This window comes from Nonomuraea sp. B5E05 (genome assembly GCF_039880665.1).
Taxonomy (GTDB): Bacteria; Actinomycetota; Actinomycetes; order Streptosporangiales; family Streptosporangiaceae; genus Nonomuraea.
The window spans coordinates 18846-44191 of sequence record NZ_JBDPMJ010000040.1 but is presented as its reverse complement, the minus strand read 5'-3'; the positions used below and the strand labels follow the sequence as shown (position 1 = coordinate 44191).

At 68.1% G+C, this 25346-nt stretch carries 19 protein-coding genes and 1 pseudogene; 9 read left to right on the top strand and 11 right to left on the bottom strand.

Features of this window, described 5'->3' with window-relative positions:
* Positions 1-374 precede the first annotated feature (374 nt).
* From ABGB01_RS41815 to ABGB01_RS41795, 5 genes are all read right to left on the bottom strand, one after another.
* Positions 375-3737, bottom strand: coding sequence for an alginate lyase family protein (locus ABGB01_RS41815; protein WP_347779524.1), 3363 nt, complete (start codon positions 3735-3737; stop codon positions 375-377).
* Positions 3738-3836: 99 nt separating this feature from the next.
* On the bottom strand, positions 3837-5459 hold the full coding sequence (locus ABGB01_RS41810; RefSeq protein ID WP_347779522.1) for an extracellular solute-binding protein: 1623 nt from the start codon (positions 5457-5459) through the stop codon (positions 3837-3839).
* 33 nt (positions 5460-5492) lie between these two features.
* The gene (locus tag ABGB01_RS41805) at positions 5493-6362 is read right to left on the bottom strand and encodes a carbohydrate ABC transporter permease (RefSeq protein ID WP_347779520.1); all 870 of its coding nucleotides are present in this window, start codon (positions 6360-6362) and stop codon (positions 5493-5495) included.
* 98 nt (positions 6363-6460) lie between these two features.
* Positions 6461-7372 (bottom strand): ABC transporter permease subunit, encoded by a 912-nt coding sequence (locus ABGB01_RS41800; protein WP_347779519.1) that lies wholly within the window; start codon positions 7370-7372, stop codon positions 6461-6463.
* Positions 7365-8654, bottom strand: a complete 1290-nt coding sequence (locus ABGB01_RS41795; protein WP_347779517.1) for a polysaccharide pyruvyl transferase family protein — start codon at positions 8652-8654, stop codon at positions 7365-7367. Before ABGB01_RS41795 ends, ABGB01_RS41800 begins: the two co-directional genes overlap by 8 nt.
* Positions 8655-8733: 79 nt before the next feature.
* Between ABGB01_RS41795 and ABGB01_RS41790 the strand changes: the two genes are divergently transcribed.
* Positions 8734-9738: a LacI family DNA-binding transcriptional regulator gene (locus ABGB01_RS41790; protein ID WP_347779515.1), complete on the top strand. Its 1005-nt coding sequence runs from the start codon at positions 8734-8736 to the stop codon at positions 9736-9738.
* A gap of 24 nt (positions 9739-9762) precedes the next feature.
* Positions 9763-10512: an acyltransferase family protein gene (locus tag ABGB01_RS41785; protein WP_347779543.1), complete on the top strand. Its 750-nt coding sequence runs from the start codon at positions 9763-9765 to the stop codon at positions 10510-10512.
* 17 nt (positions 10513-10529) lie between these two features.
* On the opposite strand, the gene ABGB01_RS41780 is transcribed toward ABGB01_RS41785, so the two are convergent.
* The 3 genes from ABGB01_RS41780 to ABGB01_RS41770 all read right to left on the bottom strand — a co-directional run bounded on the left by ABGB01_RS41780 (position 10530) and on the right by ABGB01_RS41770 (position 14062).
* Positions 10530-11108, bottom strand: coding sequence for a TetR family transcriptional regulator (locus ABGB01_RS41780; RefSeq protein ID WP_347779513.1), 579 nt, complete (start codon positions 11106-11108; stop codon positions 10530-10532).
* A 28-nt stretch (positions 11109-11136) separates the two neighbouring features.
* Complete coding sequence (locus ABGB01_RS41775) at positions 11137-12672, bottom strand: MFS transporter (RefSeq protein WP_347779511.1); 1536 nt, start codon at positions 12670-12672, stop codon at positions 11137-11139.
* Between the two features lie 118 nt (positions 12673-12790).
* Positions 12791-14062, bottom strand: a complete 1272-nt coding sequence (locus tag ABGB01_RS41770; RefSeq protein WP_347779509.1) for an MFS transporter — start codon at positions 14060-14062, stop codon at positions 12791-12793.
* Between the two features lie 756 nt (positions 14063-14818).
* Here ABGB01_RS41770 and ABGB01_RS41765 point away from each other — a divergent pair.
* Positions 14819-16663 (top strand): vWA domain-containing protein, encoded by a 1845-nt coding sequence (locus ABGB01_RS41765; RefSeq protein WP_347779541.1) that lies wholly within the window; start codon positions 14819-14821, stop codon positions 16661-16663.
* Between the two features lie 997 nt (positions 16664-17660).
* Here ABGB01_RS41765 and ABGB01_RS41760 read toward each other — a convergent pair.
* On the bottom strand, positions 17661-18638 hold the full coding sequence (locus ABGB01_RS41760) for a hypothetical protein (RefSeq protein WP_347779507.1): 978 nt from the start codon (positions 18636-18638) through the stop codon (positions 17661-17663).
* Positions 18639-18768: 130 nt separating this feature from the next.
* Between ABGB01_RS41760 and ABGB01_RS41755 the strand changes: the two genes are divergently transcribed.
* On the top strand, positions 18769-19866 hold the full coding sequence (locus ABGB01_RS41755; RefSeq protein ID WP_347779540.1) for a histidine kinase: 1098 nt from the start codon (positions 18769-18771) through the stop codon (positions 19864-19866).
* Positions 19806-20435 carry a response regulator transcription factor gene (locus ABGB01_RS41750; RefSeq protein WP_347779505.1) on the top strand — a complete coding sequence of 210 codons (630 nt, stop codon included), beginning with the start codon at positions 19806-19808 and terminating at the stop codon, positions 20433-20435. Before ABGB01_RS41755 ends, ABGB01_RS41750 begins: the two co-directional genes overlap by 61 nt.
* An 84-nt stretch (positions 20436-20519) precedes the next feature.
* Here the strand turns inward: ABGB01_RS41750 and ABGB01_RS41745 are convergent, their stop codons facing one another.
* A complete protein-coding gene (locus ABGB01_RS41745) occupies positions 20520-21263 on the bottom strand; it encodes an MBL fold metallo-hydrolase (RefSeq protein ID WP_347779503.1) in 744 nt (247 codons plus the stop codon).
* A gap of 184 nt (positions 21264-21447) precedes the next feature.
* On the opposite strand from ABGB01_RS41745, the gene ABGB01_RS41740 reads away from it, so the two are divergent.
* The 4 genes from ABGB01_RS41740 (at position 21448) to ABGB01_RS41725 (ending at position 24545) form a co-directional block, all read left to right on the top strand.
* On the top strand, positions 21448-21960 hold the full coding sequence (locus ABGB01_RS41740) for a helix-turn-helix domain-containing protein (RefSeq protein ID WP_347779502.1): 513 nt from the start codon (positions 21448-21450) through the stop codon (positions 21958-21960).
* A complete protein-coding gene (locus ABGB01_RS41735; RefSeq protein ID WP_347779500.1) occupies positions 21960-23114 on the top strand; it encodes an MFS transporter in 1155 nt (384 codons plus the stop codon). Before ABGB01_RS41740 ends, ABGB01_RS41735 begins: the two co-directional genes overlap by 1 nt.
* On the top strand, positions 23095-24309 hold the full coding sequence (locus ABGB01_RS41730; RefSeq protein ID WP_347779499.1) for an aminopeptidase: 1215 nt from the start codon (positions 23095-23097) through the stop codon (positions 24307-24309). The genes ABGB01_RS41735 and ABGB01_RS41730 overlap by 20 nt, the downstream gene beginning before the upstream one ends.
* Positions 24310-24404: 95 nt before the next feature.
* Entirely contained in the window at positions 24405-24545 is a 141-nt protein-coding gene (locus ABGB01_RS41725) for a hypothetical protein (RefSeq protein WP_347779498.1), read from the top strand.
* A gap of 138 nt (positions 24546-24683) precedes the next feature.
* Here the strand turns inward: ABGB01_RS41725 and ABGB01_RS41720 are convergent.
* Positions 24684-24863, bottom strand: a pseudogene (locus ABGB01_RS41720) (transposase family protein); the annotation flags it as partial.
* Positions 24864-25346: the final 483 nt, after the last annotated feature.

Sequence of the window (25346 nt, the reverse complement as noted above, 5' to 3'; positions counted from 1 at the left end):
TGCCGCAGCGCCGTCCTGCGACCTCGGGCGTCAGTGACGGTGACCGTGGGGGTTGCGCCGTCGGGCGGGTCCACGGCCACCCAGTCGCCGCCGTAGCTGGTGGTGACGCGCCGCTTCTCCTGGGCGTCGTTGCTGCCCGTGAGGAAGCGGCGCACGGTTTCCCGGTTGAGCCCGTCGTAGGAGTACGTCATCTGCGACTCGACGTCGCCGGGCGTGCCGACGCCGAAGAGCGCGGGCTCCGGCTCTCCCTCGGCGTAGTAGAGATGGTAGGAGCGGGCGACGGCCGCGTGACCCCCGACGGATGTACGAGCGAGACCACTTAGTCGTGGTGGTCCCAGCGGTTGCCGGCGCCGGGGGCAACGTGGCCGCAGGCGCTACCGCCCCCCGCAGGACCGAGCGACAGTGACGTTCTCGAACGAGCTCTCCGTGGATGCGTAAAGCCCGACGCCGCCGCTGCGCACAACGGTGTCGCGACCCTTCAGGATCTGAACGCCGTTCAACGTCACGGTGATGCGGTCGCCGTGAATCGCCGCACCCAGTCGCACGGGACCTGTCAACGGGTTGCTGATGGATGCCGTGGCCACTGTGACGGGACCCGACGCGTGAGCCTCGCGGATGATGCTCGCGTACTGGGTTCCGTTGCTCGTCTTGCCGACGTGGATCCGATACCCGTACGCGTCCGTGGTGTCTCGCAGCGAGATTCCCGCGTTACCGACGGATCCGTCGATCGTGACCGTGGTCTCCACGACATAGTCGCACGCCTCGGAGAAGCGCGTCGGCAGTGTCGAGTCGGCCAGTACGTGCGCCCGGCCACCGGCAGGCGTGAGGCGCAACTTGCCCGAGGCGACGGACACGGACCCTGTCATTCCTCGCCAACTGGCCTGATCGAGCCCTTCCCTGATCACGATGTTGTCGAAGGTCGCGGCCCGCCGATGCGTGAAGGCGGCGGCACCACCCGTCGGCAACTGTCCGTCGTCCGCGGAGATCGACGTATCGCCGGCTTTGGCGCTCAGATGCTTCCCGATCGCGGATACGACCAGCTTGTGCGGGACGTTGGCGCCGATCGGCAGTGCGGTCTCCGCGAGAACCGTGGTCGTCGAGTTGTATATCTTCACGAGCTTCAGCGTCGCTCCCGACGTGGAGTTGAGCACTTCGGCCCGGTAGTAGTTGCGGGAATCGTGGTAGCGGAACGCGAGACCGGTACGGGCGGTCGTCTGGCCGCGTACCCCGGGAACGATGTCCGCGGCCATGACCACGTCATCGGGTACGTCCTGCAGCGCCGCGAACGACACCATGTCCGCAGTCGAGGTCTGTGCCAGTTGCGTGTCAGGCTGTGCGCCGGTCAGCGCCCAGGTCCCCTGGACCGGCGTCCAGCCGCCAAAGGATCCGTTGAAGTCATGGACGGTGCGGTCCAGGGCGGCATCGTCGAACTCGTCGTTGAGCACGGGTGCCGGGGCAAAGTGTTCGTCGAGTGACACGGTGATGAGGTTGCCCGTGCGGGTGAACGCGATCGGGGTGTCGTTCACCGTCACCGCGTTCGCGTTCGGCGCGTTGATGGAGAGCGTGCCGGTGAACGGGTCCCCAAGCGAGATCCGGGCGGTCGTGCCGCGCAGTTCCACACTGATATCGGACACCGGTGCGGATGCGCTGATAACGGTGTTGTCGTGGTCGATCAGCGACGACCCTCTGGTCAGCGCGTATCTGGTAAGCCCGCCGCCCGAAGCACGCTCGAGGTACGCGGTCTCGGCGTTGGTCGTGGCGGCCCCGAACACCCTCGACGAGGGAGTCGCCTCGCGCGAAAGGTAGAAGCGTCCGGTCGCGTCCGGCAGGGCGATCTCCATCGCCGTCGCCACGGAGTGACTCACCCCGGGCATGGCGATGCGCTTCGCCGTCACCGAGGGCGCCGCGCCGGCCTCGCCGGGAACCACGACCGTGTCCAGTCCCGTCGGCCCGGTGGAGGACCAGTCGTACGACAGGTAGTCGACGTCGGTGAGTACCTGCTCGCCGACGCGTACGGCGCCATTCTTGTGGACCCTGGGGGTTACCGCGGCGCCGGCCGTTGCCACCGGGATGAGCTGCACGCCGGCAACGGGTGCGGCTCCGGGCACGGTGTCGAACCCGACCGTGGCGACCTTCGTCGTGCGGTTGACGGTTACCGGATCACCGGGGAAGTGCCAGAGCTGCCGGTACTTGTGCGCGGCGGTGTCACCGGTGAGGTCGTCGGAGACCACCCAGAAGCCGGGCTTGACGAAGTAGACCGCGCGATCGTGCGCGACCGGCCGGTAGCCCATCGCCGCACCACGGTAGATGTCGAGGCCCGCGTTCGAGCGCCACAGCGACGTTGTGCGGGGGACGCCGGCGGTCTGCGGACGTCCGTCGACCTCGATGGTGTTGTGCGCCTCGGTGGTACGGCGCATCCAGTCGTTCGTCGGAGTCGCGCTGTAGTCCCCCACCCCGGAGTCGACGATCAGCGGACGCCCGTACGCCGCCATCACCAGGCTGAGGTCGTCCGGATGCCGATGCGAGGCGGTGTAACTGGAATTCTGGTTGTTGATCAGCATGTACCGGGCATCGGCGTCCCACCCGGAACGCTGAACCGCGAAGCTGATCGGAAACACCGTGGACGACAGCGTCGGGGCGGTCCCCTGCGTTCGGCCGGAGGCGACCCAGGTGAAATCGGGCCAGGAGTTGCGTACACCGCTCCTGCGAATGGCCGACGTACCCGCGTAGTTGTTCGGCGTGTCGCCGATCGCCGCGGGTTCAAGATTCGGCTGACGGGTCGCGAACAGCGAATCCGCGATCCAGTCCGCCCCCTGGACGAGCGACTCAGGAACGGTTCGCCCGTTGGCATCCGCGACTGCTATGACGGAGTTGAGCATATCCGCCACGTATGCCTGATAGTTGAACGCCGGCTCGCGGTACACACCGTCGCCCTTCACGTGCGCGCGCAGGAACCGCTCGGCCGAGCGCACCGCGAACCACTCCCAGCCAGGCGATGACGAGAACTCGGGCAGAAACACGGCTGCCGCGTGGACGGAGCGGGCCATCGACAAGTACCAGTTGTTTCCGACGTGTATCTGCATCACGCCGACGAGGTAGTCCGTCGTGGCGTGCACGCCGGACAGGTACGCCACGAGATCGCTCGCGTCGATGCCAGGATCGGTCCGGAACACGGAGAACGCGCTGACCAGCTGGGCGAGCCGCTTGGCTGCCGACAGGTTGCGGCCCTGCGGCCAGCTCTGATTGTCGGCGAAGAAGTCCAGCGAGATGTCCATCCACGCCGCCGCGTACGCCGCACGCTTTGCCGGGTCACTCTCGGACACGTAAGCGAATGTCAGTTTGGGCATGAACGTGAAGTCGCTCATCAAGGTCTGCGCGCTGCCCGGGGTGGTCTGCGTCCCACCCCAAAGGTCCTGCCAGTCGACGTCGATCCGCTGCTCGGCGCTGTTGTAGAAGTTGCGGGTCTCGGAGCCGAACCGGAAGATCCCCGCCGCGAGCTCGTCGGGGCCCGCGTCGCCACCGCCCAGGCCCTCGGCCGGAGGCGGGTACTGGACGTCGGCGCGGCCCGCGTAATACACCTTGAGCTCGCTCGCGGCGCCCGCTTCATCACCGGCGGCCAGCTTGGCCGCCACCGCGCCGAGCCCCGGGCGCGTCAGGTCGAGCAGCCGGCCGAGATCCGACATGTCGGCGACGGCGGCACTGCCCGGCGACAGAAACGCCGCCACCAGAGCCAGCACGACCGCCGCGCGGACCCGACGACGCGTGTACCAACGTAACTTGCTCCGTCTCACCACTGTCTTCTCCCTAACCCCGTGAAAGTGTCAGCTGAGTCCACGTCAACCACCCGCCTGCTCCTCGTACTCGGCCTTGATCTTGTTGCCCACCCGGTCCATGAACTTCGTGATGGCCGGCTGCCACGCCGAGACGGGCTTGTTCCCCAGTTGGATCTCCAGCAGCACCGAGTCCAGTTCCTGCTGTTCGCTGGCAGCCTTGCTGGCGGCGGTCTCCGAGTACAGCCCGAGGGTCGGGTCCGCGACGGCGAGCGGGACGCCGGCGACCTGGTGGTCGTGCTGGTCCTGTACGGCCTGGCGGTTGCCCGGCTCGTAGATGACGGGCGATGCTTCGGCGAGGTACCGCACCGGCAGGAACAGCTGGCTGCGCCCGGCCTCGGTGAGGGTCGGGTCGGAGCCGTTGCGGTTGAACGTCTGCCCCTCGACGCCGTACCGGAGGGCCAGGTACTCGCTGCTGCCGAAGGGTGCGCACAACCAGTCGAGGACCTGGAGGATCTGCTTGATCCGGTTGGCGTTGTCGGTCTTGGCTATGGCGGTGAAGCTGGACAGGGTCGGGCCGGGCGTGCGTACCTGCGTCCCTGTGCCGTCGCGGGTGGGCGAGAGCATGCCGGTCAGGCGGAAGCCGGGCACGTCTTTCGCCTGGCCGTAAAACTTGCCCCACCCGGCGTACCCGCCGATGGTGAACGAGGTCGTGCCGGCCAGCATCCACCCGTTGCGCTTCGTGTTGGGCGCGCCCGCGTGGTCGGGATGCACCACCCCCGACTTCACCAGCTCGACGGTGTCCTCGAGGGCCTGCATGAACTGCGGTGTCGTCCCGGAGTGGGTGAAGACGCCACCTTCGGCCTGCCAGACGCCGGCGCCGCCGGGCCAGTTGCCGGTGATCCCGTTCATCTCAAGGATCGTGTTGAAGGGGATCTGTCCGAACGCCCACCGACCGGCCCGCTCGTCGGTCAGCGCACCCGCCATCTCCTTGAACTCGGCCCACGAATTGGGCTGGAGGCTGAGTCCTGCCTCGGCCAGCAGGTCGGCCCGGGTGTACAGCACGGTGCCGATCCGTGCCCGCGGCACGGGGATGCCCCAGATCCGCTGGTCGTAGACGGTGCTGCGCCAGGCATCGGTGGGCAGGGCGGCGAGGTTCGGGTAGGCGAGGACCGCGTCCCCGGACAGGTACTCGGTGAGGTCGGTGAATGTCGCCTTCAGCATGGCCGGCATCTGCTGGACAACGCCCTGGATAGCCACCATGTCGGGCAGATCGCCACCGGCAATGGTCGTGGCGACCTTGCTCTTGTAGTCAGTCGAGGCGACGTACGTGATCTTCAGTTCGGTGCCGAGTTTGCTGTTGAGGTTCTGCCAGTAGGGGTTCGAGCCGAGCGCGGGGGCGATCGGGTCGTAGGTGTACGTCAGTGCCGTGACGGCTTCGCCCTGCACCGGTTGTGATGCGGCGCTGGAGGCGGTCGGGTAGGTGAAGTATCCCGGCGACACCCCGGCCGGCTCGGCGGCCAGGGCGGGCGTGGCCGCGGTGACGGGCTTGTAGGTGGGCAGCTTGACCGACCCGGTCGAGCTGTTCGGCGAACTGGGGCTGCCGTCGCCGCAGGCCCCGAGCAGCGGGGCCAGCCCCGTTGCCGCGCCGAGTGCCAGGACGTGGCGGCGGCTGAAGGTGGGTGCCATGACGTCTCCTTTCCACATGGCGTGGACGACCGGTCAACCCTTGACGGCGCCGACCATGAGTCCCTTGGCGAAGTGCTTTTGGATGAAGGGGTAGATGAACAGGATGGGCAGGACGGAGATGACAAGAATCGCCATCTGGACGGAGATCTGTGGTGGCAGGTTCTCCAGGTTCGAGCTGAGCTGGTCCGACCCGATCGGGGTGTTGTTGACGACGTAGGTGCGCAGCACCAGTTGCAGCGGCCACTTTTCCGACGACTGGAGGTACAACATCGCGGAGAAGAAGGCGTTCCAGTACGCCACTGCGTAGAACAGCCCGATCACGGAGACGACCGCCTTCGACAGTGGCAGTACGATCCGCAGCAGGATGCGCATCTCCCCGGCACCGTCGATATAAGCGCTTTCCCGCAGCTCGCCGGGGATTTCCTGGAAGAACGCGCGCATGACGATGACGTTGAACGCGTTCACCAGCACCGGCAGGATCAGTGCCAGGTAGCTGTCCAGCAGGCCAAGCTGTTTGACCGTCAGGTACATCGGGATGATGCCCGGGTTGAACAGCAGGGTGAACACCGTCATCAGCAGGATCGGCTTTTGCAGCAACGAACCTGGCCGCGACAGCGCGTACGCCAGAGCGATCGTGGAGACGAGGCTGAGTGCCGTGCCGACCACGGTGATGCCGGCGCTCACCAGCAGCGCACGGGTGACGATTCCTCCGGACAGGACGGCCCGGTAGGAGTCCAGCGTCGGTTCGTTCGTCCACAGAACGAAGCCGCCCGCCCTGTTGACCTCCTCCGGGGAGGCGATGCTGGTCATGAGCACTGCCCAGAACGGAACCAAAACCGCCAGGCAGCCCAGGCCGAGCACGAGTCCCCGCGCACCGACCCCCAGCTTGCTGGGCTCGCCCATCCAGACCGGACGCTGGCTGCGGCCCGAGCGTGGCCGCCGCGGCCCTGTGCCCGCGGCGGGACGCGCCACGGACACCGCAGTCGGCACAGGTCGGCTCGTCACTTGGCGTACACCCCCTGCTCGCCCAGGGCGTGGGCCAACCGGTTGGCGCCGAGCACGAGCGCGACACCGACAATGCCTTTGATCAGCCCCACCGCGGCCGCGGTGCCCCAGTCGCCGCCGACGATCCCGTGGTTGTAGACGTATGTGTCGAGCACTTCGCTGGCACCGGCACCGACCTGTGCCTGCTGCAGGATGATCTGCTCGAACCCGACGGACAGCGAGTCACCGAGCCGCAGAATCAGCAGCAGGACGATCACCGGGCGGATGTAGGGCAGGGTCACGTGCCACAGGCGGCGAGCTGCCGAGGCGCCGTCCACCACCGCGGCCTCCATCTGCGCCGGATCCACTCTGGACAGTGCGGCGAGGAAGATGATCGTCGACCAGCCGGTGTCCTTCCAGATCACCTGTGATGTGATCATGAGTTTGAACAACTCGGGTACGCCGACGATGTGGAACGTGGACAGGTCGGCCGAGCGCAGCCAGGCGTTGAGCATCCCGCCGTTGCCGAACATCTGCTGGAACAGGGCGACCACGATGACCCAGGACAGGAAGTGCGGCATGTAGAGGATCGACTGGGTGAGGCGTTTGAGCCGTTCGCTGATGGTCGCGTTCAGGATCAACGCGAGGCAGATCGGCAGCGGGAACACGAAGACCACCTGGATCAGCGTGATGATCAGCGTGTTGACGAGTGCGTTGAGGAACACCGGGTCGCCGGTGAGCACCGGCTCGAAGTTGTCCAGCCCGACGTACGGGCTGTGCCAGATTCCGAGGAACGGCTGGAAGTCCTGGAACGCGATGATGTTCCCGCCGAGCGGCAGGTAGTGGAACAGCAGCAGCGCCGTGACCCCGGGAAGCGCCAGCAGCAGCAGGACCCGGTCGCGCCGCCAGCGGTCGCGCAGGCTACGCATCGCCGGTCTCCACCGGTGCAGGCCGGCCGATGGGCCGGCCCGCGACGCAGGCTTGCACCGCCGCCCGCAGCCGGTCGTCGGCATTGGCCGCGACCCTCCTGCTCCGGGCGACCGCGGGCGCCGGGTCGGTCGCGATGTCGGTGACCGCCGCGACGACCGTCGCCGCGGCACGATGGTCGAGCTCGATCACCAGGTCTGGGGCGCCGAGGTCGGCGAACATCTGAGATTTCGTGGTCTCGGTCGGCTGCCGAAGGTAGACGGTCGGGATCGCATGTCGTGCGGCCAGGATCGGCGAATGACACTCCATGCTGACCACCAGCGACGAGACGGCGTAGACCCCGGTCGCCTCCTCCAGCGGCCAGTACCGGTCCAGGAGCCGGACCTGAGCGAGCGTCTGTGGACTGAGCAGGCTGGGAAGCTGCTCGTGAGCGAGCTCGACGGCATAGCTCATCTCGGGCACCACGACGGCCGGCAGGCCGCTGACGCGTACCCAGGTCTCGATCGCCGCCGCCAGCACCGCCAGGTCGTGCGTCACGGTGGCCCGGTTGACCGCGTCGCGCCGCATCTGCTCGCGGGTCGGTTCCGTGCCGTAGATCTTCGCATAGGGGGCGTAGCGCAGCCGCGGAACGAAGCAGGCGAACCGACCGGGCCGCAGGCCGAAACCCTCCAGCAGGCGAGCGGCGGCGACGGGGTCAGTGTGGTCGAACGCGAACGTGCCATCCGGCCCGAAGGCGAGGTCGGGCCCGGTTATCTTCTGGCCGCGCAGGGTGGCCAGGGTCAGCGTTTCGCGGCAGTAGACGAAGTCGGCGCTGTCGAAACGGTCCTTGACGTCGTCCTCGAGATAGGACGGTGGGAGCAGATCGACCATCTGTGCCAGCTCCGGCAGCGTCGCCATGGTCGGTGGGCACAGCGGATCCACGGTGATCCCGAAGTACCCATACGGGCGGCCCACGTGCTCGCGCCACCAATCGATCTCGGTGCTCTGGAAGGCGTCGGCGCCCGATCCGTGCATCAGGACGTCCGCGCCGTCGATGGCGGCGGCCAGCTCCGGGGTGCTCGGCCCGTCCGCGCCGAGAGCGCCATCGACGACGCGCACGTCGGGAAACGCGTGCCGCAGCATGGATCGTTCGCGCTCCTCCAGCCGCACCGGCCAGAGGATGACCTCGACCTCGGGGGCGAACCGCTGAAACGCCCGCACCACGCCAGGGGAGTGAGCCACGTCGCCGATGTTCACCGTCGCCCAGGAGGACCGCAGGAGGACGGTGCGACGTGTCGATGTCATATATACTCCTTGTTGACGTAACGTTAATTCAAAATAGGGATGGTGAGACGTTACGTCAAGAACCGAGGAGGCTTCCACCATGGCAACGCAACGTGACGTCGCACGGGCGGCTGGGGTGTCACTCGCCGTGGTGTCGGCGGTGGTCAACGGCACGAGCCACACCCGGATGAAGGAATCCACCCGCACCCGGGTGCTCCAGGCGATGCAGCAATTGGGCTACCAGCCGAACCAGACGGCGCGCTCGCTGCGGCTCAACCAAACCGACATGATCGCGATGATCCTCAACAAGATCGACAACCCGGTTTACGGACCGCTGCGGCATGGGATCTACGAGGCGGCGGCGGAGCACGGCGCGACGGTCCTGCTGGGCGATGCCGAGACGATGCGCTCCGGCAGCCAGTTCCTGACCCGGCTGCTCAGCCAGGGCACGGTCGACGGTATCTTGATCCGCGGCGAAGGGCTGCTGGACGACGATGTGATGGCTGAACTCCGCTCCCACCCCAAGCCGATCCTCATCCTGGAACATGCACGGGACCATCCCTGGATCGACGTAGACGATCGCCGCGCGGGCGAGATCGCGACGCGGTTCCTGGTCAACCTCAGCCACCGCCACATCGTCTTCGTCGGGGGTTCGGGATACCTTTCCCAGCAGCGCTACCTGGGCTACCAGCAGGCGATGGACGCCGCCGGCCTGACACCGGCTCCACACCTGGCCACCGGGTTCGGTGAGCAGGCCGGCGCCGACGGGCTCCGGCAGGCCATGCAGGCGGCAACCGCGCCGACCGCCATCGTCGTCAACAACATCATGAGCGCGGTCGGGGTCCTGGCCGCCGCACGCGACCTCGGCATCGCCATCCCCGACCAGCTGTCAGTGGTCGGCATCCACGACGTCGACCTGATGCAACACCTGCGCCCGGCCGTCACCGCAGTCCGGATGCCCATGTACCAACTCGGCCGGGCCGGCGTCGAGGCGCTATACGACCTGATCGCGGGGCGGCCAAGCGCAGGCGGTGTCATCACCGACCCCGAACCCGAGCTGGTGATCCGTGACTCAGCGACTGCTCTGACCCGGATCCGCGATTAGCGGGCCGACCGCCCCGGACCCCAGATCGGCCGCTACGAGGACTCCTACGCCGCCTTTCTGTGGAGGTACTTCACCGACTTCTCCGACTGGTCAGAGTACGAGGGCGGGATCTCACCGGCGCACCTGTGGTTCATCCTGTTCCTCTTCCTCATCTCGGCCGCCCTCGTTCAGCCGATGTTGGCTCTGGCCAGGCGGGGATACACGCCGAGGTGGTTGCGGCGGCCCCTGCCCGCCCTGTTGCCCGTCGCGCTGCTGACCGCGCTGTCGTACCTGCCGGAGGTGGGCGGGAAGAACATCTTCGTCTCCGCGGCCTACTTCATGCTGGGCTTCCTTGTCGCCACCGACGACTCGATCATGGACATGGTCGAGCGGTGGCGGCCGATGTTCCTGGCGCTGGCAGTGGGCGGGGCTGCGGGGGTTCTTCTGCTCGGCGGCCAGGAGACCCTGCCGGCCACGGCCGTGCGCGACCTTGCCTGCTGGACGGCGTTGCTGTCCATGCTCGGGTACGGCAGGCGACACCTCAACGGCGGGTCCAAGGCCGTGACGTACTGCAACGAGGCGGCCTTCCCCATGTACGTCCTGCACCAGACGTTCCTGGTCGCCGCGGGCTTCTACGTTCTGCAGCACGCCGACGCCGGGCCCTTGTCGTACGTACTGATCATGATCGTATCGTTCGCGCTGAGTTTGATCACCTACGAGGTCGTGCGGCGCTGGGGCCTCACCAGATTCATCCTCGGCCTGGGCCGGCAGATCCGTTGGGCCACAAACCCATAAGACGGGTTGAGATCCGGTCACTGCCTGGTGGCCTCGGACTGGACGCCGAGTGCCTGTTGCAGGACGGCATGCACATAGTCGGGGTCGGCGGGTGCGTTGTCGATCAGGATGGCGGCACAGAGACCGTCCGAGGTCGCGACGAGTGCGGTTACGGCATCGGGGGCGTCGGTGCAGTGCTGGGCGAGGTCGGCGACGCTCTCGCGCCAGCGCCGGGCGATGGGACGCAGGGCGGGTCTTCGGGCGGCGAGCGTGGACAGTTCGCGTTCGGCCAGGGCGCGGTCACGTCCGGGGCCCGCGGATTCGGCGATGAGCTCGGCGAGGCCGCGAAGTTTGTCGTCGCGGTGGTCGATGATGTGGCGGATGCGCGCGGTGTAGATCTCGACGATGCTGGTCAGGGCGGCGACCAGCAGGTCGTCGATGGTGGCGAAGTAATAGGTGCTCAGGCTGACGGGTATGCCGGCTTCCTTGGCTACGGTGCGGTGGGTGACGCCGGCCGCGCCGTCACGCTGGACGACGGCCAAGGTCGCCTCGATGATCTCAGCGCGGCGCTTCTGCCCCCTGGCTCTGCGTGCGTCGGTGGATCTGTCGTCGCCCATGCCCCCTCCTGCGCACAAGGTTAGACGATCACGGCGTCGTCTCCCCGATGGGGCGGATGTGCCCCAGCCTGAGCAGGCACAGCATGGTCACTGCCACTATCGCGGCTCCTGCGGTGAGGGAGGCGACGTTCAGCCCGGTGATGAACGCTTCCTGCGCGCCTTGGACGGTGCCTGGTGGGAGCCGGTCGGAGACGGCCACGGCTCCGTCCAGGCTGGCGGTGGCGCGGGCGGCGATTTCGGGCGCCACCTGCTGCGATGGAGGCTGGACCTGGTAACGGAAGACGGCCGTGGTGAGGCTGCCGAGCAGGGCGACCCCTACGGCGAGCCCGAGTTCCTGCACGGTTTCGGACATCGCCGCCGCCGATCCGGACTTCGTGGCCGGGGCGGCCCCGACGACGATGTCGGTGCCCAGCGCGGCGATGGCCCCCAAGCCGAAGTAGACGAACGTGAACCCGATCACGACGCTCACCACGCTGCCGGTGTCCGCCGTGGCGAGGAGTGCGTATCCGATCAGGGAGAGCCCCTGGGTCGCCGCCATGACCTTCCCTGGCCGGATCCGCGCGGCCACGATGGGGGCGCCGATGGCGGCGGCGAACATCGCCAGCGCCGGCGGGCCCATCCACAGGCCGGCCTCGGCCGGTGAGAGCCCTTCGACCAGTTGCAGGAACTGGGTGACGAGGTACATGGTGCCTCCCACGCCGACGAGCCCGATCAGCAGGACCGCCAGGGCGGCGGAGAAGGCACGGTCGGCGAACAACGTCACGTCCAGCAGCGGGGAGGCGAGCCGGAGTTGCCTGCGGACGAAGGCGATCCCCGCTGCCAGGCCGATCAGCAGGAGCAGCAGCGTCAACACGTCGACCCCGTGCGTGGCGAAGTTCTTCACGGCGTAGACCACCGGCAGGATGGCGACCAGCGACAGGGTGACGCTGATGAGGTCGAGCCGACCTTCGCCGGGCGCCGCGTACTCGGGCAGCAGCGTACGCGCGCCGGCCAGGACGATCATCGCCACCGGCACCGCGAGCAGGAAGGCCGCCCCCCACCAGAATCGGTCGACCAGGGCACCGCCCACGATCGGACCGGCGGCCATGCCGAGGGCGAACATGGTGGCCCACACGCCGATGGCCACGGCCCGCTGGCGGACGTCGGTGAACATGTTGCTGATCAGCGACAGCGTTGAGGGCATGAGCGTGGCGCCGGCGATGCCGAGCAGCGCTCGCGACAGGATCAGCAGGCCGGCATTCGGAGCGAATGCGGCGACGACCGAAACGGCTGCGAACGCTGCTACGCCGATCATCAGCAGGCGCCGCCTGCCGATCCGATCTCCCAGCGTTCCCATCGTGATGAGGAAGCCAGCAATGAAGAAGCCGTAGGCGTCCATGATCCACAACGTTTGTGCCGGGGTGGGCTTCAGCTCGGCGGCTATGCTCGGCGACACCAGGTACAGGACCGTGACGTCCAGTCCCAGCAGCACGGTCGGCAGCGCCAGCAGCCCCAGGCCGAACCACTCCCGCACCCCGGCACGTGGCCTCCCGGCATGCGTCAAGACGTCTTTCTCCATCGACATATTTGAACCATAGTACAACTTGTACGTTCGTTCAAAATGATGGGATCGCTGTGCCTCGACCGCCGAGCCGGATGTCCAGCGCTCGCGGCGGCACCGCGCGGGCCGGCTCGATCGGTGCTCACCGGCAGTTGACGGTCTCCTCCCCAGGGAGAGTGTCGACATCGGGGCGGGACGTGGTGTGGGCACGGGCGGCGGCGATGGTGGCCCGGCCGGAGGGCACACGGGCCGCAATCGCGATCACGACGATGGCGGCCAGCCCGGCACCCATGAGCAGGACCTGCACGCTGACCACGTCGGCCAGTGGCCCGAACACGACCATGCCGATCGGAGTGGCCAGCGCCATCACGATGCCGACGTAACTGAACACGCGCCCGTGCATGGCAGGTTCGACGGTCTCCTGGATCAGCGTCATGAACGGCGTCGAGAACAGCGGCACCAGCAGTCCGAACATGAACATGAAGCCGTAGAAGACCCACAGGTTGCCACTCAGCCCGAGCACCACGGTCACCAGCCCGAAACCGTAGACGGCGACGAGGATCAGCCCGATCCGGCTGCGCTTGGCCAGCACCGTGGACATCAGGACGCCGCCGAGCAGCATGCCCAGGCCGAAGGCGATCTCCAGCACCGCCAGCATCCACTCCTCACTGCCGAACGTGCGCGCGACCATCAGCGGCGTGACGAACGAGGGCGCCACGGTGAGCAGGAAGATGACCGCGTACACGACGAGCAGCCAGCGCACGATCGGCTGGGTGCGGATGTAGCGCATCCCCTCCGACAGGTCCTGCCGGTAGGAGGCGCGGGCCTCGGCCGCCCGATCCAGGGTCGGGACGGTGACCAGGGCCAGCAGCCCGATCCCGATCACCGCCGTGCCCACGTCCAGGAAGAAGACGGGAACGAGGCCGGAGACGGCGAAGATCGCACCCGCGGCGGCGGGGGCGATCAGCATCATCGCCGACTGGATGGTCTGGAAGATTCCGTTGACGCGCATCAGGTGCTCACCCGGCACGATCTGCGGGATCATCGCCTGAACGGCGGGGGTCTGGACCCCGGCGCCCAGCGACCTGACCGCCACGGCCAGCAGGACGATCCACAGGTCGTTCACGCCGCTGGCCATCAGCAGCGCGAGCGCCAGCGTCGCCGTGGCGATGGCGCCGTCGGCGATCATCACCAGGACCCGGCGGTTCATCCGGTCGGCGAGTACGCCTCCGAAGATCGACATCAGGCCCTGGGGCAGGAACGCGGCCACCGCGTAGAGGGCCACCGCCAGCCCGGAGCGGGTCTGCAGCGTCACCCACCACATCACCGCGTACTGCACGATCATCGAGCCGAACAACGATATGGTCTGCCCGGTCAGGAACAGGGCGACGTTACGCCGCCATTGGGTGGTCATGCGGGAGCTGAACCAGTACCGCGTCGCCGGACGGCTGGGTTCCGGGGGAACACCTTCGCCCACCGAGGGCGGTTGATCAGTTGGGACAACGCCGCCAGCAAGACCCGGTTGGCGGGCTCCCATCGTGGCCGGCCACCGGGGTCACGGCGGTGCACCTGATCCTCGTGACGGAGCACCAGCAGCTCGACATCCTCCGACAGGTCAGAGCGAACCAGCACCGCCGGCAAGCCGAACAAGCACCTCACCAACCGATAGACCAGCGACAAAACCCCGCGATGGTCGCAGCCGCTGCCCCGATTCATGCAGCAAAAACCGCAGTTCAGAGCACGATACCGTATTTTCGAACGGGACACGGTCCGGAGGACCGGAAACCACCGCCCTTTGAAGGCGATAATCTGAGAATCACTCATTTCATCGGGCACACCCAAAAAGATCTTGGAAAAGCTCGCTTCTCGCGGGCGTCTCCCATCGGCAAGGAGTGGCCGACTGCGGCCACTCGGGGAACTTTCCGCAAGTGTCCTATTTACATCGATTCGCCGACCAGTCACCCTATGACCGTGGCCACACCTCGCCTCGTCGACCAACGGCCGGCGCTGAAAAGTCACCGAGGTTGTCAACCAATGCGACATCGTATCCGGTCGCGCCAACACGTGGGGAGAGGGCGTTCCGGATGGCGTAATCATAGAAATTCTGCACGGCCAAGGATCCCAAATTCGTTATGGCATAACGCCACACAGAAGGAATCACACCGTGAGAATGACGCGACGATTAAAGGCTGCCGTGTGCGTGGCGATGGCCGGTGCAATGCTGGTGGCCGGGGTAGGGACGGCGTCCGCCGAGCCCGGGGTCACCCCGGCGGACGTGACGCTGAACCTGGACCCGGGCGGATCGACGACGATCGCCAAGACCGTCTCCACTCCGGCGATCCCGCCCAAACCGGATATCACCTTCCTGATCGACACGACAGGGAGCATGGGCGGGGTCATCTCGAACGTGCAGACCAATGCGAACGCGATCCTGTCCAACGTAGCTTCGGCGCAGCCGGACGCGCAGTTCGCGGTCGCCGAGTATAAGGACGTGGCGGACGCGACGTCGTTCCGGGTGGCGCAGGACCTCACCGCCAACGACACCGACGTCACCAACGGTCTCAACTCGCTGGTCGCGTCGGGCGGCGGCGACTTCCCCGAGGACGGCATCAACGGCCTGTTCGAGGTCGCGTCCGGGGCTGTCGACTTCAGGCCGAACAGCTCTCGGATCGTGCTGCTGATCGGGGACGCCCCCAGCCATGATCCCAGCAACGGCCATACGCTGGCGGACGCGATCAGCGCCCTGCAGGCAGCCGACATCACCGTGCTCGCGTTCGACCTGTTCGGGATGGACTCGACCGGGCAAGCGACCGCGATCACCAACGCCACGGGTGGACAGCTGTTCTCCGGCATCGACTCCTCGGAGGTCAGCGACACCATCCTGGCTGCCCTGAGCAACCTGCCGGTCACGGTCACCCACCAGTTGCGCGACTGCGACCCGAACCTGTCGGTGTCCTTGACCCCGGACAGCCGGACGGTGACCAGCGGCGATGATGCCGCCTTCACTGAGACCGTCTCCGTCGGCGCCGGAGCCGTACCGGGAAGCACCATCACCTGCAAGGTGGACTTCCTGCTCAACGGCGCCCTGTCACCAGGCTTCACTGAAACGATCACCGAACACGTCCCGAAGGCGACCCCATCGATCGCCACGACGCCATCGGACACGGTGCCCGCGGGCGGGAAGGTCTCCGATACAGCGACCCTGTCCGGCGGGTACCACCCGACAGGCACCGTCACGTTCCAGCTGTTCGCGCCCGGTGACACCGACTGTGCGAAGCCGATCGAGACTCGTACCGGGACGGTGTCCGGCACCGGCACCGCCGCATCCGGCAACGTGACCATCGGCGCGGCCGGCACCTACCGGTGGACCGCCACCTACAGCGGCGACGCCCACAACAACTCCGTCACCTCACCGTGCGGCGACGAAGAAGTCACCGTCACGCCGCAGCAGCTCACCGGACGGGCCTACGGCCTGACCGCTGACGCCTCTCTGGCCGGCATCCAACTGGTCAACATCGCACCCACCCCCGACACCGGCCACATCACCACCACCTCAACCGAAACCACCTCGGTGCCCTGCACCGCCACCCTCAGCGGACTGATCACCGGGCACGCCCTGTGCGCCCAGGTCGCCACCACCGCATTCCCCGGCAAATCCGTGGCCACCGCCTCCATCGACGACACCACCATCGGGATCACCGGCATCCCCGTGATCACCGTGAAGACCATCAAATCCAGCTCCACCACCACCTGCGCTGGATCCAGTGGAACCACCACGATCGCCTTCCTCAAGGTCGGCAACACGGTGGTCATCGCAGAACCTACCAAGATCGAACCCAACACCACCGTCAACGTCGGCGTCGTCAAGCTCGTCCTCAACGAGCAGACCCCCTTCACCACCCCCGACACAGGCCTGACCGTCAACGCCGTCCACATCACCGTCAACGCCCTCGGCCTGGCCAAGACCAACGTCGTCCTGGCCTCCTCCGAAAGCGATATCGGCAACTGCCCATAACCAACCCACCTGACCAAACCCCGGGACCGGGCGGAACACCATAGCTCCGCCCGGCCTCATTCAGTCTTCGAGGCGCCCCCGTGGCTGTTTCTGCTCCACATAGGCAGTCTCGCCACTGCCGGCCACCGGCCGGGCCGAAAACCGCGTCCACCCAGACCGTGCGTCAACCGAACGCCTGCAGCAACGCCTGTAGGAGGAGGGGCCGCGGACCCGCCATCGCCCGGATGATACGGCCCGTGCCGCGCCGATACTCGCGCTCACCCTTATGGATCCATATGGCCTGGCCCAGAGGTGAGAGCCTCCGGCGAACGGTAGTCCACCGCGAGAGGGACTGCGCCGATCAGCGACACGACAACCCCAATGTCGTCGTGGGTGGTGAACGTGGTGCAGACTTCATCAACCACGGAAAAGTCCACTGTCAAGTGTTCCACTCCCGGGCCGTATCGTCGCGCTCCATCATGCCATCCACCGCAGATCCCCATGACGACCAGGCAGTACAGACATTCAATAGCACGGAGTCTCACTGGAAGAAATCGCACGCCAAGGTCCTGAGCCTGAATCCACGGCTTGAAAGCCGATGCATGTGCTGTGAAATGAGGCGAGGTGCCCTCTGCCCTGGGATGATTGGAGTTCTTCACGCTTCAATCAGCCGGTTCAGGAAGGCACCTCGTAAGTGCGATTCTCCACGCCGCGAGCAACACTCACGCAATCTTCGATGAAGAGCATCTGATCTCCTACGCTGGCCGGGCTCCGGCGCTGCGGCACGGCGGCATGGACAAGCTGTTCGACAGCATCCGCGCGCCGTCCACGCTGGGACCTCGACCGCGCTCACGGGGTCGGCCAACCAGGTGTGCTCAGGCAGGTAGAGCCGCCGGTCCAGCAGTGCTCGGCCGCGCGTGGTGGCGTAGGCGAGGAACACCCCGATCTGCGGACCGGCCAGCCCGGCGTGTTCGGCCAGGTTCCAGCAGCCCTGGAGCTGTCGGGCGTGCCGGCGGTGCTATCCCCGGCCGGCGTCGTCCTTGCGGCGCAGGTGGTAGGAGACGGTGGCGATGGCCAGCGCGGCGCCCCAAATCGGCCAGAAGCACTCCGGTAGCCAGGCACCCCATTCGGACAGGGCGAACCGGCCGGCGATCGTCCACCGGATGTAGGTCAGCCCGGCCACAGTCACGATGATCGAGACGAATCCAGCCGGGATGACCGCCGGCAGAGGCGGTACCCGCCTGCCGCGCAGGCCGGGAATCCAGCGCGGGAAGATCTCCCCCCACCGCTGGGTCAGCCCGAGGGTGAGTACGCCGCCGAATGCGCCGAAGGTCGCCAGATAGGCGCCCGCCAGCCACAGGCCGTCCTCACCTTCGGCCAGGAACTCCGGGCTCACACCGAGGGGGATGCCCAGTGCCCAGGCCCACCGGGTGGCGCAGTACACGAGAGGCACGACGACGGCCACGTACACGGCCGTGCGGCCCCGCTGCGGGGTGAACCAGCGCGTGCGGGCCTGGCTACGGCCATATGCCAGCGCCGCGGCGGCCAGCAGCAGTCCGCCCAGCACGCAGACGAGCTGGTTGCGGACGGGCCATGGCCAGGCGTCGGCGAACGTGGCGCCGCCCAGGCCCCAGCCGAAGACCGGCGCCACCAGCAGGAGCGGCGTGTAGGCGACGCCCATCATCAGCCGCGAGTCGGGAATCACCAGGACGAGGATCGCGGCGATCGGCCAGGCCAAAAACAACGGAGCTCGACGCTCGCTCCTGCGCGTGAGCGCCAACGCGGTCACCGCGGTGAGCAGGCTGAAGGCGGCGATCCACCAGCCGAAACGTTGTGTCGTGCCGGCCAGGATGGACAGTGCCCCGTCCGGGTCCGGGTCGGAGGCACCCCAGGGGAAGCCGGGCAGCCCGAGCGCCCACGCCGAGCCGAGCAGTCCATAGACCAGCGCCCACAGTGCCGTCGCATAGCCTCGCCAGGCAGAAGTGATGGTTGTCATGTTGATCAGCATCGCCGGGTGGAGCCCAGCGGCCCAGATGCCGAACGGCACCTCCGGCCGCCGGTACAGGTGCCGAACGGCACCCGTGGCCGGATGTCAGGGTGGTCGTATCGTCGGTCCGGTGAGCTTGATGTGGATTGCCGTGTCAATATCGCTGCTGGTTCCCGTCGCAGTGACGGCGGCGGCGCTGTGGCGGTCATCGCTCAGGTCGCATCTGCCCGCGCTGACGTGCGTGGCGGCCGTCGGCTCGCTGGCCGTCACGCTGGCTCACGTCATCGGCATGGCGCAGTCCGCACCGGGCGCCGCCGCATTGGGGATGATCGAGAGCCTGGCGCTCATGACGCTGGTCGGCCTGGTCATCCGGTACGCACCGGCACGGCGGGCGGCGGTGGCCGCGCCCGCGGCGAGCCTGGCCGCGGCCACCTGGCTGCTGCGCTCTTTCACCCCCGCCTCGCCGCTGGAAGGACTGGGCGCGTGCGTGTTCTGGGGATCGGGCGCGCTCCTGGCCGCCGCTGTGGGCGGCTATCTGCGTTTTCTCGATGTACGACAGGCCCGCGCCGTGGCCGGCACGGGCACCGCATTGCGACTCCAGCTGGCCAGAGACCTGCACGACTTCGTCGCCCACGACATCAGCGAAATGGTGGCGCACGCCCAGGCGGGCAGGATCGCCGGCGATCCGCTACAGGCGCTCGAACGCGTCGAAGCCGCAGGCCAGCGCGCCATGTCGATGCTGGACCGTACGCTGGACATGCTCCACCGCGACCGGCCTCTCACCTCCACCGGTGACCTCAGCGGCATTCGCAAGGCAGCCGAACGTTTCTCCGCCGCCGGACCCGCACCGGTCCGCCTGCGCATGGACCCGCAGGTGGCGGTCCCGGCGGAGACCGCGGCCCTGGCCTACCGAATCGTGATCGAAGGACTCACGAACGTCCGGCGGCACGCTCCCCAGGCCGGCCGCGTCGACCTGGGCATCAGCACCGGAACCGGCCTCCTGAAGATCACCATGACCAACGACGGCGTGACCCGAGCGGGAAGCGGCCGGCGCGGCGGATCCGGCCTGCCCGGCCTGACCGCACTCGTGGAGGAACAGGGCGGGGAACTGGTCACGCAGGCCGTACCGGACGGGTGGTCGCTGACCGCGTACCTGCCGCTGGCACAATCGCCGGAGTGTCCACCCGCATCCTCATCGCCGACGATCAGGAAGGCATCCGAAGCGCCTTCCGCATGATCCTCGATGCCCAGCCCGACATGACCGTCGTGGCCGAGGCCGCCGACGGCCGCACCGCGATCGACACCGCCAAGGCGATCAAACCCGACGTCGTGCTCGCCGACATCCGGATGCCCGGAGCCGACGGCATCGAGGTGGCTCGTGCCCTTGCCGACACCGGCATCCACGTGGTGATCGTCACCACTTTCGGTCTCGACGAGTACGTCCACGCGGCACTGCGGCACGGCGCCGCCGGGTTCATCCTCAAACGCTCCGGCCCCACTCTGCTCATCGAGGCCATCAGGGCCGCGATGAACGGCGACATGCTCATCAGCCCGCAACTCACCGTCCGGCTGCTGCGCCGGCACGGCCTGCCACACCAGACGCCGAACGTCGTCCTCACCGAGCGGGAAGACGACATCGTGGCACTGCTTGCGCACGGCAAGACCAACGCCGAGATCGCCGCGGAACTCTTCCTCTCCCCGGGCACGGTGAAGAACCACATCGCGGCCATCCAGCGCAAGACCGGCGCCAGAAACCGCGTCGCCATCGCGGCCTGGGCATGGGCGACCGGCAGAGTCAAGCCCTGATCGCGTACACCGGAGCCCTCTCAGCAAGGCCTTGACGGGCTCGGTGCTCGTTATAGAACTCCTCGCCGTCCCTGAAACCTTGGCTCACGAAAGGTCGAAGATGAGACCGGACGTGGCGATGTCGATCTCACCGTCGTATCTGGCGCCAGCGGCGGCTCGCGCGGCTGGGGTGTCCGTGCCTGGCTGCAGGTGCGTCAGTAACAGGTGCCGGGCATCGGCTTCCAGGGCTTGCCGGCCTGCCTGACGGGCGCTTGTCAGGTAACGTCGGGAATCCTCCGGGACCTGGTTCACATAGGTAGCCTCGGCCAGTAGCAGGTCAGCGCCACGCGCCAGTTCCACCTTGTCGGGACTCGGGCCGCTGTCGCCCGTGTACGCGAGCACCCGTCCGCCCGCTGTCAGCCGTATGCCGGCATTGGGTACGGAGTGCGGCAGCAGACGAGTCTGTGCGCGGAACGGGCCGATGTCGAATCTGCTGCCGACGGTGAACTCGTGCAGGACATAGGCGTCGGTCAACATCCCTGGGCGGTCCAGCGCGAGCACCGCATCAAGGGCGCCGGGCAGCGAGTACACCGGCAACGGCGCCGGCGGGTCATCACGCATTGTGCGCGCCCGCAACAGCGGGCTCAGATCGGCGCAGTGGTCGGGATGTCCGTGACTGATGAACACCGCATCGATCTGATCGGCGCTGACCCGTTCCAGCAGCCGCGGCACCGTCGCGTATCCAAGGTCGACGAGCAGCCTGAACCCGTCGTGCTCCACGAGGTAACCACTGCAGGCCTGCCCCGCCGCCGGCCACGCACCGCATCCGCCAAGGATCGTCAGCAGCATCCGTGAAACCCAACGGACGTCGCTCGTTCCAGGTCGCGGTCTCTTCGGCCCGCCACGCCGCAGCCGCCTCCTCATCGCTCTCCGGGATGAACACCGCGATCGTCCGACACCGCCGTCCAGGCCTGAGGACGCGTCGCAGAGCCACCTCTTTCCCAACAGTTGTTGGATAACTTATTATCCCAAGGTGTCTTTGGAAAGTCGAGATGACCTTGTTCCCCTTCGCGCCCTGGCCAACCCGCTGCGCATCCGCATCGTGTCACTGCTCACCGGCGCGTCGATGTCGGCCACCGAGGTCGCCGACGAACTCGGCATCGCGCACGCCTCGGCCAGCTACCACCTGCGCCAGTTGGCCAAAGCGGGCTTCCTCCAGCAGACGGACGAGCGGCCGCGGGCAGGCAAGGGCCGCCCGCGACTGCGCTACCGGTACGACCCGTCCAGCGGCGAGCGCCTCGACCGCTCCGAAGGACGGCAACTCCTCCACCAGGCGCTGAGCACTGACCTGGCCAGGCGCCTGGCTGAGACTGATCGCCGGCGCACGTCCATGGACGCCGAGGTATGGCTGGCCAGGCCCGTCTGGGAGGAGATCGTCGGCCTGATCGACCAGGCCGTGGCGCTCCTGCACGACAAGGCCGGACCGCCGCACGACGGCGTCAAGGTCAGCATGACCGCGCTCCTGCTCGAACTGCGTGACGAATGATGACCGGCCGCCTGTTCGTCTGCGCGGCCGGAGCGTTCCTGTCGATCGGGCTGCTCATCCCGGCGATCCCGCGATACCTCACCGGCCCGCTGGGCCAGCAGGCGGGCATGGTGGGCGTCTCGCTGGCCGTCACCGCGGCGGCCGGGGTGCTCGCCCGCCCGCTGGCCGGACGGGTGGCCGACAGGGCCGGACGCCGCACGGCCCTGTGCGCGGGCGCGCTGCTGCTGTCCGGCACGTCCCTCGCGCTGCTCGCCGCCGGGCAGGTACCGCTCTTCTTCGTCCTGCGGGGCGTCGCCGGCGTCGGTGAGGCGCTGGCCTACGTCGGCCTCGCCACTCTGGCCAGCGACCACCGGCGGCCCGGCGCGGCGATCAACCACTTCTCCGTCGCCGTCAACGCCGGCCTGCTCACGGGGCCCGTCATCGCCGAGACGCTGTACGCCGCGTCCGGGTTCGCCGCCGTCTGGATCACGGCCGCGGGCGCGGCGCTGGGGTCGGCGGCGCTCGGCCTCACCCTGCCGAAGACCATGAGCCCGGACACGGAGAGCGCGAGCCCGGATCAGGGAACCGGGCGGACCCGGCTCTACCACACGTCCGCTCTGCGACCCGGCTTCGGCTACCTGGCCTCCGTGTGGGGCTACACCGCCATCAGCGCCTTCCTGCCGCTGCACCTCGCCGCGCTCGGCGGCGGCTCCGGCGGCCTCCATTTCCTGGTCTACGGCGGCGTCCTCGTCGCCATCCGGCTGGCCGGACATCGCCTGCTCGCCACGGCCGCCCCGGCGCGCCTGGCCGTCGCCTCCCTCCTGCTGACCGGGACGGGATCGATCCTGCTCGCCGCCTGGCCCTCGCCGGCCGGGACATGGTGCGCGATCGCGCTGATCGGCGCAGGGCAGGGCCTCGGGCTGCCCGCCTTCCTCAGGATGGCGGTGCACGGCCTGCCCGCCGGCGAACGCGGATCCGCCGTCGCCACCACGACGGCCTTCTTCGACGTCGGATTCCTCAGCGCCGCCCTGGCCCTCGGCGCCCTCGCCGACCGGTTCGGCCTGGCCGGCGGCTTCGCCCTCGCGGGCGCCGTGTCCGCCGCCGGAGCGCTGCTGTTCCTGCCTATGCGTCACAACGAACACGAAGGAGCCCCCCTTGACCATTCCCCCCACTGATCTGTCCGGCTATGCCGACGTCGTGTTCGACGTGGCCGTGCCCCTGCTGGCGGACGACCGGGTGCTGATCAACGCCGAGATCGAGCACGCCCCGCTCGCCCGCGCCCTGGCCGAGGCCGCCTACGCCAGAGGCGCCCGCTACGCCGACATCTGGTACTTCGACCCGCACGCCAAACGATCACGCCTGCGGCACGCCGACACCGCGAGCCTGGCCGAGGTGCCCTCGTGGCTCGACGCCCGCAACCACGAGCTGGGACGGCACGGCGGCATCATCGTCAACATCCGCGGCGCCGCCGCCCCCGACCTCCTGGCCGGGCTGGATCCGGCACGCGTCGGGCTGGACCGCATGCCGTCGCTGACCTCACGGCAGCGGCTCCAGCTCGACAACCTGGTCCGCTGGACGATCATCCCCTACGCCACCCCCGAGTGGGCCCGTGCCGTCTTCGGCGAACCCGACCAGGCCAGGCTGTGGCGGCACCTGCGCCGCATCCTCCGTCTCGACGAGCCAGATCCGCGCGCGGCGTGGCGGCAGCGCATCGCCGAACTGCTCGATCGCGCTCGACGGCTCACCGAGATGCGCCTGGACTCCGTGCGGTTCGAGGGCCCCGGCACCGACCTGACCATCGGCCTGCTCCCGGACGCCCACTGGACCGCCGCCCGCCTGGAGGACGTCACGGGCCGCCCGTTCCAGGCCAACCTGCCGACCGAGGAGGTGTTCACCACCCCCGACTACCGGCGCGTCGACGGCACGGTCCGCGCCACCCGGCCGCTGTCCCTCGACGGCACCGTCATTCGCGACCTGGAGCTGACCTTCGCCGATGGCGTCGTGACCGGTGTCAGGGCGAGCACCGGAGCTGACGTCGTTCGCGCGCACCAGGCCACCGACGCGGGAGCGGCCCGGCTGGGCGAACTCGCTCTGGTCGACCGTTCCTCGCGGGTGGGCGAAAGCGGCATCACCTACCTGGAGACCCTTCTGGACGAGAACGCCACCTGCCACCTGGCCTGGGGCGCCGGGCTGCCTCCTGGCGCGCCCGCCCACCTGCGTACGGACGATCCCGCACGGCTGGACGCGGCGGGCGTGAACACCTCGCGCGTGCACGTCGACTTCATGGTCGGCGGCCCGGACGTCACGGTCACCGGGCTGGGGCCCGGCGGGAAGGTGGTGCTCCTGCGCGACGACGCCTGGGAGTTCTGACGCCCTGCCGTGACCCCTCCGCTCCCTGAAGGGAGCGGCTTCTCGCTAAGCCGCTTGCGCAGCCTGATGGATCCGGCCGGCAAGGGCCGCATGAGATGGACACCATGCGCTGGAAGGCGCCCTTGAACGCCGCCGGACGCCTGGTGGCCTGGGCCCGCGACACCCTGCGAACCACGTTGGAGATCGTACGCAAGCCCGCTGACCAGCGCGGCTTCAACGTCATCTCCCGCAGGTGAGTGGTAGAGAGGACGCTCGCGTGGCTGACTGCCTGTCGCAGGCTGGCTCCTGATTACGAACGCGACCCGCCGTCTCCGAGTCGATCATCCGCTGGGCCGCCATCTCCGGCATGACCCGCCGCCTCGCCCGTGCCTTGCTGAGCGCGCCGACAACAGCTTCACCGTCTCTTCCACGTACCGCCACGCAGTCGCCGTCGAGACGCCGAAGCCGGCCCCGAGTTCGGTGTAGGTCTCGCCTTTACGCAGGTAGACCAGCACCAGCAGGGCCTGCTGGTCGGGGTTCAGCCGCCGCCGGACCGACCTCATCGACTTACGGTGGTCCTCACGCAATGAGCTGAGACGCCGCCGCAGCTGAGGGGACAGGCCAGGCTGGGGAAGGCTCCGTGGATGTCGGCGCGGATCTTTCAGCCGATGGGCAGCGGCTGGGGCGCGGGCGGCAAGCCTCGCCACTGCAGTGTGAGCCCCATCACGTTCGCCGGCCGTCCCGAGGCGCCGGACTCATTCGTCGATGATCTGTAACCGCCACTGCGGCAAGAAGGCCACCATGGACGATCGCTCCCGCTACGTCGGCACACCATCACCCGCCTACAAGACACCAAGACCACCCCGTGTCCGGCAACACAGTTCACCACCCCGGCTTCCGCCGAGCGCCTGGAGAAGGCGGCCGCCGCGCTGACAGCCGACCGTTTCACCGTCGGGATCCTCGACGACGACGCCGCCGCCGCGCGCGCCCGCATCAAAGATCTGATCCCCACCGGCGCCAGCGTGCTGACCGCTTCCAGCGAGACTCTCCGCCTGTCC

Bases quoted from the DNA above. Each gene is read 5' to 3' on its own strand.
- ABGB01_RS41790 (WP_347779515.1), top strand. From the start codon at position 8,734: ATGGCAACGCAACGTGACGTCGCACGGGCGGCTGGGGTGTCACTCGCC.
- ABGB01_RS41725 (WP_347779498.1), top strand. From the start codon at position 24,405: ATGGACACCATGCGCTGGAAGGCGCCCTTGAACGCCGCCGGACGCCTG.
- ABGB01_RS41795 (WP_347779517.1), bottom strand. From the start codon at position 8,654: ATGACATCGACACGTCGCACCGTCCTCCTGCGGTCCTCCTGGGCGACG.
- ABGB01_RS41805 (WP_347779520.1), bottom strand. From the start codon at position 6,362: ATGGGCGAGCCCAGCAAGCTGGGGGTCGGTGCGCGGGGACTCGTGCTC.
- ABGB01_RS41745 (WP_347779503.1), bottom strand. From the start codon at position 21,263: ATGCTGCTGACGATCCTTGGCGGATGCGGTGCGTGGCCGGCGGCGGGG.
- ABGB01_RS41810 (WP_347779522.1), bottom strand. From the start codon at position 5,459: ATGGCACCCACCTTCAGCCGCCGCCACGTCCTGGCACTCGGCGCGGCA.
- ABGB01_RS41765 (WP_347779541.1), top strand. From the start codon at position 14,819: ATGACGCGACGATTAAAGGCTGCCGTGTGCGTGGCGATGGCCGGTGCA.
- ABGB01_RS41800 (WP_347779519.1), bottom strand. From the start codon at position 7,372: ATGCGTAGCCTGCGCGACCGCTGGCGGCGCGACCGGGTCCTGCTGCTG.
- ABGB01_RS41775 (WP_347779511.1), bottom strand. From the start codon at position 12,672: ATGTCGATGGAGAAAGACGTCTTGACGCATGCCGGGAGGCCACGTGCC.
- ABGB01_RS41770 (WP_347779509.1), bottom strand. From the start codon at position 14,062: ATGACCACCCAATGGCGGCGTAACGTCGCCCTGTTCCTGACCGGGCAG.
- ABGB01_RS41760 (WP_347779507.1), bottom strand. From the start codon at position 18,638: ATGACAACCATCACTTCTGCCTGGCGAGGCTATGCGACGGCACTGTGG.
- ABGB01_RS41755 (WP_347779540.1), top strand. From the start codon at position 18,769: ATGTGGATTGCCGTGTCAATATCGCTGCTGGTTCCCGTCGCAGTGACG.
- ABGB01_RS41780 (WP_347779513.1), bottom strand. From the start codon at position 11,108: ATGGGCGACGACAGATCCACCGACGCACGCAGAGCCAGGGGGCAGAAG.
- ABGB01_RS41735 (WP_347779500.1), top strand. From the start codon at position 21,960: ATGACCGGCCGCCTGTTCGTCTGCGCGGCCGGAGCGTTCCTGTCGATC.